At 58.0% G+C, this 13,050-nt stretch carries 10 protein-coding genes; 8 read left to right on the forward strand and 2 right to left on the reverse strand.

Annotation, left to right across the window (positions count from 1 at the left end):
- Window positions 1-26: 26 nt before the first annotated feature.
- Entirely contained in the window at window positions 27-1,394 is a 1,368-nt protein-coding gene (locus tag ACYZT5_RS25890; protein ID WP_462047974.1) for a CYTH domain-containing protein, read from the reverse strand.
- Window positions 1,395-1,552: 158 nt separating this feature from the next.
- Between ACYZT5_RS25890 and argE the strand changes: the two genes are divergently transcribed.
- Both argE and argA read left to right on the forward strand, forming a co-directional pair.
- The gene (argE, locus tag ACYZT5_RS25895) at window positions 1,553-2,710 is read left to right on the forward strand and encodes an acetylornithine deacetylase (RefSeq protein WP_462047975.1); all 1,158 of its coding nucleotides are present in this window, start codon (window positions 1,553-1,555) and stop codon (window positions 2,708-2,710) included.
- Window positions 2,711-2,846: 136 nt separating this feature from the next.
- Entirely contained in the window at window positions 2,847-4,145 is a 1,299-nt protein-coding gene (argA, locus tag ACYZT5_RS25900) for an amino-acid N-acetyltransferase (RefSeq protein WP_462047976.1), read from the forward strand.
- 114 nt (window positions 4,146-4,259) lie between these two features.
- Here the strand turns inward: argA and tauA are convergent, their stop codons facing one another.
- Window positions 4,260-5,249 (reverse strand): taurine ABC transporter substrate-binding protein, encoded by a 990-nt coding sequence (gene tauA, locus ACYZT5_RS25905; RefSeq protein WP_462047977.1) that lies wholly within the window; start codon window positions 5,247-5,249, stop codon window positions 4,260-4,262.
- A gap of 363 nt (window positions 5,250-5,612) precedes the next feature.
- Between tauA and ACYZT5_RS25910 the strand changes: the two genes are divergently transcribed.
- The 6 genes from ACYZT5_RS25910 to ACYZT5_RS25935 all read left to right on the forward strand — a co-directional run bounded on the left by ACYZT5_RS25910 (window position 5,613) and on the right by ACYZT5_RS25935 (window position 13,048).
- A complete protein-coding gene (locus tag ACYZT5_RS25910) occupies window positions 5,613-6,956 on the forward strand; it encodes an OprD family porin (protein ID WP_462047978.1) in 1,344 nt (447 codons plus the stop codon).
- A 360-nt stretch (window positions 6,957-7,316) separates the two neighbouring features.
- Window positions 7,317-8,699 (forward strand): OprD family porin, encoded by a 1,383-nt coding sequence (locus ACYZT5_RS25915; RefSeq protein WP_462047979.1) that lies wholly within the window; start codon window positions 7,317-7,319, stop codon window positions 8,697-8,699.
- A gap of 295 nt (window positions 8,700-8,994) precedes the next feature.
- Window positions 8,995-9,633: a peroxiredoxin gene (locus ACYZT5_RS25920; RefSeq protein ID WP_462043737.1), complete on the forward strand. Its 639-nt coding sequence runs from the start codon at window positions 8,995-8,997 to the stop codon at window positions 9,631-9,633.
- Between the two features lie 110 nt (window positions 9,634-9,743).
- Window positions 9,744-11,105 carry an IS4 family transposase gene (locus tag ACYZT5_RS25925; protein ID WP_462047420.1) on the forward strand — a complete coding sequence of 454 codons (1,362 nt, stop codon included), beginning with the start codon at window positions 9,744-9,746 and terminating at the stop codon, window positions 11,103-11,105.
- A 282-nt stretch (window positions 11,106-11,387) separates the two neighbouring features.
- Complete coding sequence (gene ssuE, locus ACYZT5_RS25930; RefSeq protein ID WP_462047980.1) at window positions 11,388-11,981, forward strand: NADPH-dependent FMN reductase; 594 nt, start codon at window positions 11,388-11,390, stop codon at window positions 11,979-11,981.
- Window positions 11,982-12,082: 101 nt separating this feature from the next.
- Window positions 12,083-13,048, forward strand: coding sequence for a sulfonate ABC transporter substrate-binding protein (locus ACYZT5_RS25935; RefSeq protein WP_462047981.1), 966 nt, complete (start codon window positions 12,083-12,085; stop codon window positions 13,046-13,048).
- The last annotated feature ends 2 nt before the right edge of the window (window positions 13,049-13,050 follow it).

Genomic DNA, 13,050 nt, shown 5'->3' on the forward strand with positions numbered 1-13,050 from the left:
GCGTGGGAACGATCATCATCACAGGATTACATGCGCAGAAGCATCTTCCAGGCACGATTCTGATAAACCGCAATCGCCTGCTGCTTGCGCGCATCCAGCGATTCATCGGTGATCGGCTCGTTCGCTAACAGAGCAAGCTGTTTCAGCTCACCATACAGGCGATCCATTTCCGGGATGTCCAGCACGCTGCGGGCGTGGTGCAGCCAGGCCTGGATGCGCTCGATGCGCGGCAGTTGTTCGGCCAGGTCTTCCGGCTGTTGCTGGTAACGCTGCAGTTGCAGGGACGTCGCTTCTTCACCCAGCAGGCGCGGTAACCAGCTACCCAATTGCGCAGCGCCCTGACGATTGCCACGGACGTTGCGATCGGCCGCCCAGGTGCGGGCGAGCAACCAGCGCGAAGTGTTCAACGAGAACAGGCCCCAACGCGGGTCTTCCAGTTCTTCGAGGAACTGCTCCGGCGCGGCTTTACGCACGTCTTCGTCGTCGACACCGGCTTGCACCAGCGGACGCCAGTCTTCGAGCAAGGCATCCAGCGCGACGCGCAGATCGTGCGTCGACTGACGCGGTGCGGCTTGACCCAGGCTGCTGAGCAGCGCGCGCAATTCAGCCAGGTTTTCGACCCAGTCCTGCAGCAGGCGCCAGTGGCCGTTGAAGCGATACTGCTCGGCCAGACGCTGGCTGCTACTCAGCAAGTGCCAGCTCAGCGCGGCGAAAGCGTCGTCCAGCGGCGTTTCGGCGGTGATCTGCGGCGCCGGCAGGCTCAACGAATAGCTGTTGGCGTCGTACAAGCGATAACCGCGCTCAGCCTTGCTGATGTCACATGGCATCAGGGCCAGGGTCGCGGCCAGTTCGGCGGCCAGTTCCAGCAAAGCGGCCGGCTCGCCTTCGCGCAGTTCCAGTTCCAGTTCGCAGATTTCTTCTTTCTGCTTGCCGACCACCACGTGGCCCAGGTCGAGCGCGGCTTCGATGACCACTTTGGTCTTGCCACGGCCCCAAGCGATTTCAGCGCGTTCGCGGACGAAATCGGTGGTGAAGATCGCCTTCAGGGTTTTCTTGTCCAGCTCGGCGAGTTCTTCGGGCCAGCATTCGCCGTCGAGTTTCTTCACGTCGAGCTTGGCTTTGGGCAGGTTCCAGTCGTATTCGTTACGCTCGGACAGTCCGGCGACGCTCTGGCCACGGGTCTTGAGGGTCTGAATCACTTCTTCGCCATCGCGGCGCAGGCGTAGGGCAACCTTGGCGCGGGCCAGGTCGCGCTCAGGTGTGTCGAAGTACTGGTTCATCAACTCACGGCGTTCCCAGCCACTTTTGTTGCGTTTTTTCAGGAGCGGGTGCTCGCGCAGCGCGGCGAGGGTTTCGCGGCTGACGCGGAGTTTGATTTCGGTTTCTTTCTGCATGGCCGGAAAATCCAGGATCGGGAGCGCAGCCGGGGGGAATGTGTGGCTGCCAAGGCCGTGCAGTGTACAGGACTGACCGGCACTACGCGCCGCGGCGGTTTATTCCTGTCGCCGGATGGCTCTATGATGGACTTCAATTCGGGAGTTGGGAGTCAGCGATGCCTTTGCCGTCCATGAAAGATCAGTTCGCTGCGCTGATCGCTACGCCGTCCGTCAGCTGCACCCAACCCAGCCTCGATCAATCCAACCGCCCGGTGATTGACCTGCTGGCGAGTTGGCTCGGTGACCTTGGTTTTGCCTGCGACATTCAGCAGGTCAGCCCCGGCAAATTCAACCTGCTGGCCAGTTTCGGTTCTGGCCCCGGAGGCCTGGTGCTGGCCGGTCACAGTGACACTGTGCCGTTCGACGGCGCCTTGTGGCAGACCGATCCGCTGAAGCTGACCGAAGTCGATGGCCGCTGGATCGGGCTGGGCAGTTGCGACATGAAGGGTTTTTTCGCCCTGGCCATCGAAGCCGTCATTCCTCTGCTCGACCAACCGTTCAAACAACCGCTGCTGATCCTCGCGACCTGTGATGAAGAAAGCTCGATGTCCGGCGCTCGCGCACTGGCCGAAGCCGGGAGGCCATTGGGCCGTGCCGCTGTCATCGGCGAGCCGACCGGGCTAAAGCCGATCCGCATGCACAAAGGCATCATGATGGAGCGCATCGACATCCTCGGTCAGAGCGGCCATTCCTCGGACCCGCGTCTGGGCCACAGTGCCCTCGAAGCCATGCACGACGCCATCGGTGAACTGCGCGGTTTGCGCCTGCTGTGGCAGCGCGAATATCGCAATCCGCAGTTCGGTGTACCGACGCCGACCCTGAATTTCGGCTGCATCCATGGTGGCGATAACCCCAACCGCATTTGCGGCCAGTGTTCGCTGGAGTTTGATCTGCGTCCATTGCCAGGCATGGACCCCAATGTTCTGCGCGCGGAGATTCTGCAGAAGCTCAAGCCCATTGCCGAGTGGCATCAGGTGAAGATCGATTACGCGCCGCTGTTCCCCGAAGTGCCGCCGTTTGAGCAAGCCGAGGACTCGGAATTGGTCCGGGTCGCGGAAAAGGCCACCGGCCATCGCGCCGAAGCAGTGGCGTTCGGCACGGAAGCGCCTTATCTTCAGCGTCTTGGCTGCGAAACACTGGTGCTGGGTCCTGGCGATATCGCCTGTGCGCACCAACCGGGGGAATACCTCGAAATGTCACGTTTGCAGCCTACGGTGCATCTATTACGACAACTGATTGAACATTACTGCCTCACACCGGCCCAAGCCGTATAAATTGCCAACATCCCAACCCGTATTCATGAGGAGAGCGCGCGTGTCGCCAAGCCTGTTCCGACGATAACCATCAGCCCGCTGTGCGTTTTTCTGTTTCGCCCATTTTTTGGCTGCTATTTATTACAGGCCCAGGTTCATGCCCGAATACGTTAATTGGCTTCGTCACGCTTCGCCTTACATCAACGCCCACCGCGATTGCACCTTCGTCGTCATGCTGCCCGGCGACGGCGTGGAGCACCCGAACTTCGGCAATATCGTCCACGACCTGGTGCTGTTGCACAGCCTGGGCGTGCGACTGGTGCTGGTTCACGGTTCCCGTCCGCAAATTGAAACCCGCCTCGCTACGCGCGGCCTGACCCCGCATTACCACCACGGCATGCGCATCACCGATGCCGCGACCCTTGAGTGCGTGATTGATGCGGTCGGCCAACTGCGCATCGCCATCGAAGCGCGACTGTCCATGGACATGGCTTCATCACCCATGCAGGGCTCGCGTCTGCGGGTGGCCAGCGGCAATCTGGTGACGGCGCGGCCGATCGGCGTGCTTGAAGGCGTCGACTATCACCACACCGGCGAAGTGCGTCGGGTCGACCGCAAGGGCATCAATCGTCTGCTGGATGAACGCTCCATCGTGCTGTTGTCGCCACTGGGTTACTCGCCGACCGGTGAGATTTTCAACCTCGCCTGTGAAGACGTCGCCACGCGCGCGGCCATCGATCTGGGGGCGGACAAGTTGCTGTTGTTCGGCGCCGACCTGGGTCTGATCGATGAACACGGTCGTCTGGTTCGTGAGTTGCGTCCGCAACAAGTGCCGGCGCATCTGCTGCGCCTGGGCAGCAACTATCAGGCTGAGCTGTTGGATGCGGCCGCTGAGGCCTGCCGTGGCGGCGTGGCACGCAGTCATATCGTCAGCTACGCCGAAGACGGCGCGCTGCTGACTGAACTGTTCACCCGTGACGGTGGCGGTACGTTGGTGGCCCAGGAGCAATTCGAGATTGTGCGTGAAGCGGCCATCGAAGACGTCGGCGGCTTGCTGGATTTGATCAGCCCGCTGGAAGAGCAGGGGATTCTGGTGCGGCGTTCCCGTGAGGTGCTGGAGCGTGAGATCGAGCAGTTCAGTGTGGTCGAACGCGAAGGCATGATCATCGCCTGTGCGGCGCTGTATCAGATTGCTGATTCGGATGCGGGGGAGTTGGCGTGTCTGGCGGTGAACCCGGAATACCGCCATGGCGGTCGTGGTGATGAGCTGCTGGAGCGCATCGAAACCCGCGCCCGGGCGCAAGGGTTGAAAACCCTGTTCGTACTGACGACCCGCACTGCGCACTGGTTCCGTGAGCGTGGTTTCGTGCCGAGCAGCGTCGAACGCCTGCCGTCGGCGCGGGCATCGCTGTACAACTATCAGCGTAATTCGAAGATCTTCGAAAAGACCCTCTGACCTGATCGTTCCCACGCTCTGCGTGGGAATGCAGCCCGGGACGCTCCGCGTCCCACAAATGCCGAACGCGGAGCGTCCGTAGAGGCATTCCCACGCAGAGCGTGGGAACGATCATCACTCCGCTACAAACTTCGCGCTGACATACGGCGAATAATCCGGCAGCACCGTCTCGACCTTCCCTTGTTCCTTCAAGAACTTCGCCGTTTCGCCAATGGCCTTGGCCGTGCCGCCGTCCAGCAGCGCGGTGGTCTGTTGAGCCTTGGCATCCGGGAAGGCTGAGCCGGCCAGCAATTGCGGCACATCGGCGGCGTTGGCACCGGTCAGTTTGGCGATTTTCTGTACCGGTACCGAGTCAGCGGTCCAGCTGTCTTTATGCGCGGCATAGTCGGCAAACGCATCCAGAGTGACCTTGGCGAATTTGGCCACAACTTCTGGATGCTTCTCGGCGTAATCCTTGCGCGCGACCCAGACTTCGAAGGTCGGTGCACCCCATTGGCCGACCTGTGCGGCGTCGGTCAAGGTCTTGCCGGTCTTGCGAATTTCCCCCAGCGCAGGTGACCAGACAAACGCACCATCAATGTCACCACGCTTCCACGCCGCCGCGATTTCCGCTGGTTGCAAATTCACCACTTTGACTTTCGAGGCATCCAGGCCCCAGTGCTTCAACGCGCCGAGCAGACTGTAATGGGAGGTTGAAACGAAGGGTGTGGCGATGGTCTTGCCGATCAGATCTTCCGGTTTATCGATGCCGCTGCCGTTGCGCACCACGAGTGCTTCGGCGGCATTGATTTGGGCGGAAACGATGAACGCGACAATCGGCAGATTGCGCGATGCGGCGGCGGCCAACGGGCTTGAGCCGAGGTTGCCGATCTGCACGTCGCCGGAAGCAATGGCTGTAACCACTTCCGGGCCGCTATTGAAGCGACGCCAGTCAATTTTCTGGCCAATGGCTTGCTCGTACAGTCCATCTGCCTGGGGGACTTTGCTGGGGTCGATACCGGTTTGATAACCGACCGTGAGGTTCGCTGCATGGGCGGAAAGAGAAAATGCGAGCGATACACAAACTGTAACAAATGGACTGGATAGTGCGCGTTTGGTCGTCATGGCTTCGCCTTTCGGGAGGGGGAATGTTTCCGAATTGCGTCAAAGCTAATCGATCTAAAAAGTTACGAACAAATACCATTTAGGAATTAGCTTATGGGTCGGCTGCTCTATTCCGGGTCGATGAGTGGGGTGAGCTGTATTCCTAAAAGGTATGAAAAAAAGAATTAACCAATTCTTTTTGGGTTTATGACGAATTCATGACCCCGCAAGGACCAAATAACCGGGGATTAGACTATGGTCGTAGACACACATAGTTACGATTGACTTGTGAGTCACGGTCTGGCGCTAATCGCGCATCTTAGGATCCAGGGCATTCGACCCAGGGCCAGGAACACAAGAATTAGAAACGAGAGGAGTGAAACAATGAACAAGTCCACCTTGGCTCTGGCCGTGGCTGTTGGGGTTTTGGCGCAGCAGGCAGGCGCTGCGGGTTTCCTGGAAGACAGCAAGGCTTCCGTCAGTTCTCGCACGATGTATTACAACAACGATTTCCGGGAAGGTGCCAATACTCCTGCTAACAGCCAGCGAGAAACCGCCGAAGGTCTCAAGTTCGATTACCTGTCTGGTTTCACCCAAGGTACCGTTGGTTTTGGTATCGACGCTCAGGCGATGGTCGGCATCCATCTGGACGGCGGCAAGGGGCATCATCCGGATAGCAACAGCTTCTTCCCAAGCGATAGCGATGGTTCGGCCGTGGACGAGTGGAGCCGTGCGGCGGCCAACGTCAAGGCCCGCTTCTCGAAGACCGAGGCCCACCTGGGTGGCGCTCTGGCACCCCAGTTGCCGATCCTTTTATCGAACGACAGCCGTCTGCTGCCACAGACCTTTGACGGTGGCACCATCACCTCGAAAGAAATCGACAACGTGACCTTCAACGCAGGTCAGCTGGAACACTCGGCCGGTCGTGCATCGTCCAACTCCACCGGCCTGGCAGTGGCGGGCGGTACTCAGGACAGCAACCAGTTCCGTTACGCCGGTGCTGACTGGAAGGTCACCAAAGACCTCATGCTGCAGTACTACTACGCGAACCTGGAAGACTACTACAAGCAGAGCTTCCTCGGCCTGGTGCACGTGTACCAGATCGCCCCGAACCAGTCGTTCAAAACCGATATCCGTTATTTCGACAGCAGCTCCGACGGCAAGAACGGCGACGTGGGCTACCGCTTCAACAACAACAACGGTTTCGCCAAGAACCCGGGCGAGGTCGATAACAAGACCTGGAGCGCCATGTTCACCTACACCCTGGGTGGCAACGCCTTCCTGGTCGGCCACCAGCGCGTCAACGATGACGGCGGCTTCGTCATGCTGAACCAGGGCAACGTGGTTGATGGCAATAACCGTCCAGAAGGGAACGGGGGCACCAGCTTCTATCTGTTCACCGACTCCATGGTTAACAGCTTTATCCGTGCCGGTGAAAACACCACCTTCGGTCAGTACAGCTACGACTTCGCCAGCCTGGGTGTACCAGGTCTGAAAGCGTCGGTCGCCTACCTGCATGGCGACGATATCAAAGCCACGACCGGCAATGGCCCTGATGCATCCGAGTGGGAACGCGACATGCGGATCGACTACACCGTCCAGCAGGGTGCCCTCAAAGGTTTCGGCGTGACGTTGCGTAATGGCGTCTACCGTGGCAGTGAAGTCTCCAACAACCCCGATGTTGATCAGACCCGTCTGATCTTCAACTACACCTACAGCTTCCTGTAATAGCCACCAGAGAAAAGCCTCGCCCGTTGGCGAGGTTTTTTTTGTGTTTTTTCTAATATTCCAAATTGAGCTTAGATAGTAATTTTTTATTCTTTTTAGCTTTTAACCCAAACGCCTAAAGTGGGTGGCTTGTGCGCCGATACCCTGTGTCCCGACGCGGAGTAGTAGCACGACGCTATATTCCTGAATGGCATGAAAAATGATGAAATAATTTTTTTTAGGTTTAACATGCGGGCCCAAATTATGTGGGTAGTCCACGACCGTAGACGCGCACGGTGCGGTCTGGCTCTCACCACGCATTTCAGGATCCAGGGCATTCGACCCAGGACCACAGAATTAGAAACGATAGGAGCGAAACAAATGAACAAGTCCACCTTGGCCCTGGCTGTGGCCGTAGGGGTTTTGGCGCAGCAGGCAGGCGCCGCCGGTTTCATCGAAGACAGCAAGGCTACTTTGGGGCTGCGTAACTTCTACATCAACAACGATAACCGTGACTCCGATGCAGGTACCGCCAGGGCCAAGGCCGCTGGCGTTCAAAGCAAGGCTGAAGAATGGGGTCAAGGCTTCGACCTGCGCTTCATCTCCGGCTACACCCAAGGCACCGTTGGCTTCGGTATTGATGCTATCGGCCTGCTGGGCGTGCGTCTGGATTCGGGCGGCGGCACAAACGGCGCTACCTCCACTTCTTACGGCGGCACAGTTTTCCCAAGCAAGTCCAACGGCGAAGCGGTTGATAACTTCTCCAGCCTGGGCCTGACTGCCAAAGCCAAGATCTCCCAGACCGAACTGAAGTTGGGCACTCTGCAGCCAAAACTGCCGGTTATCGTGACCAACGATGGCCGTCTGCTGCCGCAAACCTTTCAAGGTGGTCAAATCACCTCGAACGAGATCAAGGACCTGACACTGGTCGGTGGTCAGATCGAGCACGCCAAGGGTCGTAACTCCAGCAACAACGAAGAGTTGTCGATTGCTGGCTCCAACGCTCACACGGCTGCTGGTCGTGACAGCAACAAGTTCATCTACGGTGGTGGCGACTACAAAATCACCAAAGACCTGACTGCCCAGTACTACTACGGCAACCTGGAAGATTTCTACAAGCAGCACTTCCTGGGTCTGGTTCACAACTGGTCGATCGGTCCGGGTGTACTGAAGTCTGACTTCCGTTACTTCAACAGCCGCGACGATGGCGCCAACGGCCATGACTCCGCCTATTTCACCACGGGTGACTACGGTACGGGCATCACCAAAGGCAAAGTCGACAACAACCTGTATAGCGGCCTGTTCCTGTACTCGGTTGCCGGTCACACCTTCGGTGGCGGTTACCAGGTCAGCAACGGTAACAGCGACTTCCCTTGGCTGAACCAGGGTGACGGCTCGTCGGCTTACCTCACTACCGACATGCAGATCGCCAAGTTCGCCCGTGCCGGCGAACGTACCTGGCAAGCTCGCTACTCGTATGACTTCGCCAAGCTTGGCCTGCCAGGCGCTACTGCCGGCATCGTTTACCTGCGTGGCGATAACATCGACACCACCGGTAAAGTGGGTGTTGCTCAGGCTAACGTCAACGCTACCGGCCGTTCCGAATGGGAACGCGACCTGACCCTGGCGTACGTAGTCCAGGAAGGCGCACTGAAAAACCTGGGCTTCACGTGGAAAAACGCCATGTGGCGCAACGACGTCCCAGGCCAACGCGACCAGGACGAGAACCGTCTGATCGTCAGCTACTCGATCCCGCTGTTGTAATAGCGCTCGCGACACTGAAGTAAAAAAAGCCCCGCCCGGCATCACGCCGGGCGGGGCTTTTGCGTTTTCAAGTCAGGCTCACCCCCGTAAACCCTCCTCGAAATTTCCCTCTTTGTGCAGCAACTCAAGGCCTTCTCGAACCTTGTGGGCGATAGTCGTCCTGATCGTCGCCGAGGTCCAATGAACACATTTTTAATATTCATTTACGATCTAAATAAATCGATATTTATTCTTTTTAATGAATAAGAAATGCAGGCACAGTTGGCCTCAACAAGCACTCACCAGGAGCAGCACCATGAGCCTCAGACTGGGCGATATCGCCCCCGACTTCGAACAGGATTCCAGCGCCGGCACCCTCCGTTTCCACGAATGGTTGGGCGATAGCTGGGGCGTGCTGTTTTCCCACCCGGCGGACTTCACCCCGGTGTGCACCACTGAGTTGGGCTTCACTGCCAAGCTCAAGGACGAATTTGCCCAGCGCGGTGTGAAAGCCATTGCCCTGTCCGTGGACCCGGTGGACTCGCACCACAAGTGGATCGAGGACATCAACGAAACCCAGAACACCCTCGTCAACTTCCCGATCCTCGCCGACGCCGACCGCAAGGTGTCGGACCTTTACGACCTGATCCATCCGAACGCCAACGACACCCTGACCGTGCGCTCGCTGTTCGTGATCGACCCGAACAAAAAGGTTCGACTGACCATCACCTACCCGGCGAGCACCGGCCGTAACTTCCATGAAATTCTGCGAGTGATCGACTCGCTGCAACTCACCGACAACTACAAGGTGGCCACACCGGCCAACTGGCAGGACGGTGATGAAGTGGTGATCGTGCCATCGCTCAAGGATGAAGACGAAATCCAGAAACGTTTTCCCAAGGGCTATCGCGCGGTGAAGCCGTACCTGCGTCTGACGCCACAGCCGAATCGTTGAATATCGATCGTTCCCATGCTCCGCGCTCATCGTTCTACATAACTCTGTTTTCAAGTATTTTTGAAACTCGAAGAAATGGAGAACGAAGATTGAATTGGGCACAGGACGAAATGAAAACCGCCGACTTGGGTGATGGCCGTTTAAATGCCAGGCTCGCCAGCTTTTTAGGACGCCTAGCCGATCATCCCGGCAACAGCATCCCGACCGCTTGTCGAGGGCTGGCAGAAACCACGGCGGCCTATCGATTTCTTGATAATGAGAAAGTCACGTTCCAGAAGGTGTTGCGGCCCCATCAGGACGCGACCCTGCAACGGATGCAAAGCAGTCCCGTGGTGCTGTTGGCGCAAGACACGACCGAGATGGACAAATGGGTCAATCTCGGTCCCAAAGGGATGGGCACGATCAAGGCGCAGAAGAAGTTTTCTCGACGTCTGCACCCAACCATTGCCTTTACCCCCGAACGTATTTGTCTGGGCGTCGTCGATGCTCAGTGGTGGAGCCGCGATAAACCGAGCCCCCGCCATGAGCGCCGAGATAAAGGGATTGATGAGAAAGAGAGTCAGCGCTGGATTGACAGTTATCAAACCAGTTGCGCGATTCAGGGGCAGCTACCGCAGACCCTGGTGGTCAACCTCGCCGATGCTGAGGGCGATCTGTACGAATGGTTTGTTGATCATCAAGAGTTCAGTCCAGACACCCGGGCCCAATGGATCGTGCGGGCGGCTCAAGACAGGCGCTTGCTGGGGGCTGACAACGGGAAGTTGTGGTCGGCACTGGATCAGGCACCGTCCTTGGGAACACTCAAGGTTGAAGTCAAAGCTCGTCCCCAGCGCCCCGCCCGACTGGCTGATGTCACCTTGCGCGCGGCAACCGTGACCCTGCGTGCCCCCGACAGGCCGGGTTATAAATTGCCCAGCGTCTCGATCAATGCTGTGTTGGCCCGTGAAGAAAACGCCATAGACGGTGTTGAACCTCTGGAGTGGCTGCTGCTGACCAGTCTGCCGGTCACTAGCCTGGAGCAGGCGAGCACCGTGGTTGAGTGGTACGGGGTACGCTGGTCTATCGAAGTGTTTTTCAATGTGCTGAAGAATGGTTGTCAGGTCAGTCGATTGCAGCTGGAGACCGAGGAACGGTTGTTGCCCTGCATTGGTTTGTACCTGATCACGACCTGGCGTGTGCTGTACAGCCTGATGCTGGGACGTGCTTGTCCCGATCTAAGCTGCGAGATGGTGTTTGAGGCTTCGGAGTGGAAAGCAGCCTATATCGTGGTCAAACGGTGCCAACCGCCCACTGCGCCCCCTTCTTTAGGAGAAATGGTTTTACTGGTCACGAGCCTGGGAGGCTACTTGGGGCGTAAAAATGACGGACCTCCCGGCCCCAAGGCCATGTGGATAGGGATGCAACGAATACGTGAGTTTGTTATCGCATTAGACGCCCAGCGTGCGCTCATCGAGAGTTGTGTAGAACGATGAGTGCTCCGCGTGGGAACGCCGCCCGTGACGCTCCGCGTCACTTTGGACGCGGAGCGTCCATGGATGCATTCCCACGCAGAGCGTGGGAACGATCAGCAGGGGATTTCGGGCCGTTCCTACGGCCCATTTTTTTGCCTGGACTAAGCTGTTTCACATAGATCTACAAAGCATAACCAAATGAACAAATATGATTTATGGATATAACAATCACCTGTTAAGGTCGCTCCACCAAAGCGAGATCGCAAACCGCGAATCGCCAACACCGTTCAAGGAATCGTCTGAATGCTGGTCGTCTCACTCGGTGGCAGTCCCAGCCAACGCTCCCGTTCCGGGGTGCTGCTGGAGCGCTCCCAACGCTGGTTGCAGGAGCAAGGTGTGGAAGTGGTGAGTTACCAGGTACGGGACTTCCCGGCCGAAGACTTGCTGCATGCACGCTTCGACAGTCCGAAGGTGATTGACCTGTTGCAGCAGATTGAAAACGCCGATGGCCTGCTGATCGCTACACCGGTGTACAAGGCCTCGTTCTCCGGCGCATTGAAAACCGTGCTGGACCTGCTGCCCGAGCGCGCCCTGGCCCACAAGGTGGTTTTGCCAATGGCCACCGGCGGCAGCATCGCCCACATGCTCGCGGTGGATTACGCGCTGAAGCCGGTGCTGTCGGCGTTGAAAGCCCAGGAAATGCTCCACGGGATTTTCGCCGTGGACAGCCAGATCGCTTACGGCGAAGGCAGCGCCCAGGCGCAGTTGGTACCCGAGCTGGAACAACGATTGAATGAATCGCTGGAGCTGTTTTTCAGCGCCATGGCCCGACGGCCCAAGCCGATCGATCCGAACCTGTTGAATGAACGTTTATTGAGTGCTCGCTGGAGCATTTAAGCCAGCACTTAAGCCACACCTGAATTTGATCCACTCACCTTACTCAGCCGCTAACGGCTTAGCAGGTGCAGCCAAAACCCAACTGCAAAAAGGAGAGCGCTATGCGCACTGTCATTTTGCGTCGTGGTCTGGTCGCTCTGTTTGCTGCGGCTGTGTCCTTCGGCGTTATTTCTCAAGCTCAGGCCGAGACGCTAAGAATCGGTTATCAAAAGTACGGCACGTTGGTACTGCTCAAAGCCAAAGGCACACTTGAAAAACGCCTCGCCGCCCAAGGTGTGGAAGTGCAATGGACTGAATTCCCTGGCGGCCCACAACTGCTTGAAGGCCTGAACGTCGGCTCCATCGACTTCGGCGTTACCGGTGAAACGCCACCCGTATTCGCTCAAGCCGCCGGCGCCGATCTGCTCTACGTCGCTTACGAACCGCCTGCGCCTCACAGCGAAGCGATCCTGGTGCCGAAGGACTCGGCGATCAAATCGGTGCAGGACCTCAAGGGCAAGAAAGTTGTCCTGAACAAAGGCTCCAACGTTCACTACTTGCTGGTCCGTGCTCTGGAAGATGCCGGTCTCAAATACACCGACATCCAAACCGTATTCCTGCCGCCCGCCGATGCCCGCGCCGCGTTCGAGCGTGGCAGCGTCGATGCCTGGGTGATCTGGGACCCGTACCAGGCTGCCGCCGAACAGCAACTTCAAGCACGCACCCTGCGTGATGGCCAAGGCATCGTCGACAACCATCAGTTCTACCTCGCGACCAAGCCTTATGCGCAGAAAAATCCTGAGGTGATCAAGACCTTGGTGGAAGAGGTGCGCGCGGTCGGCGAATGGTCCAAGGCCAATCCCGAGGACGTGACTAAACAAGTCTCACCGCTGCTCGGTCTGCCGGCGGACATCACCCTGACTTCGATGAAACGCCAGGGTTACGGCGCGCTGTTCCTCACGCCTGAAGTGGTCGCCGCCCAACAGAAAATCGCCGACAGCTTCTATCAGCTCAAGCTGATTCCAAAGCCGCTGAGCATCAAAGACGTGATCTGGACGCCACCGGCGGCCGTTGCCAAAGCTCAGTAATT

The organism is Pseudomonas sp. LB3P14, from assembly GCF_054898045.1.

Bases quoted from the DNA above. Each gene is read 5' to 3' on its own strand.
- ACYZT5_RS25890 (WP_462047974.1), bottom strand. From the start codon at position 1,394: ATGCAGAAAGAAACCGAAATCAAACTCCGCGTCAGCCGCGAAACCCTC.
- argE (WP_462047975.1), top strand. From the start codon at position 1,553: ATGCCTTTGCCGTCCATGAAAGATCAGTTCGCTGCGCTGATCGCTACG.
- argA (WP_462047976.1), top strand. From the start codon at position 2,847: ATGCCCGAATACGTTAATTGGCTTCGTCACGCTTCGCCTTACATCAAC.
- tauA (WP_462047977.1), bottom strand. From the start codon at position 5,249: ATGACGACCAAACGCGCACTATCCAGTCCATTTGTTACAGTTTGTGTA.
- ACYZT5_RS25910 (WP_462047978.1), top strand. From the start codon at position 5,613: ATGAACAAGTCCACCTTGGCTCTGGCCGTGGCTGTTGGGGTTTTGGCG.
- ACYZT5_RS25915 (WP_462047979.1), top strand. From the start codon at position 7,317: ATGAACAAGTCCACCTTGGCCCTGGCTGTGGCCGTAGGGGTTTTGGCG.
- ACYZT5_RS25920 (WP_462043737.1), top strand. From the start codon at position 8,995: ATGAGCCTCAGACTGGGCGATATCGCCCCCGACTTCGAACAGGATTCC.
- ACYZT5_RS25925 (WP_462047420.1), top strand. From the start codon at position 9,744: ATGAAAACCGCCGACTTGGGTGATGGCCGTTTAAATGCCAGGCTCGCC.
- ssuE (WP_462047980.1), top strand. From the start codon at position 11,388: ATGCTGGTCGTCTCACTCGGTGGCAGTCCCAGCCAACGCTCCCGTTCC.
- ACYZT5_RS25935 (WP_462047981.1), top strand. From the start codon at position 12,083: ATGCGCACTGTCATTTTGCGTCGTGGTCTGGTCGCTCTGTTTGCTGCG.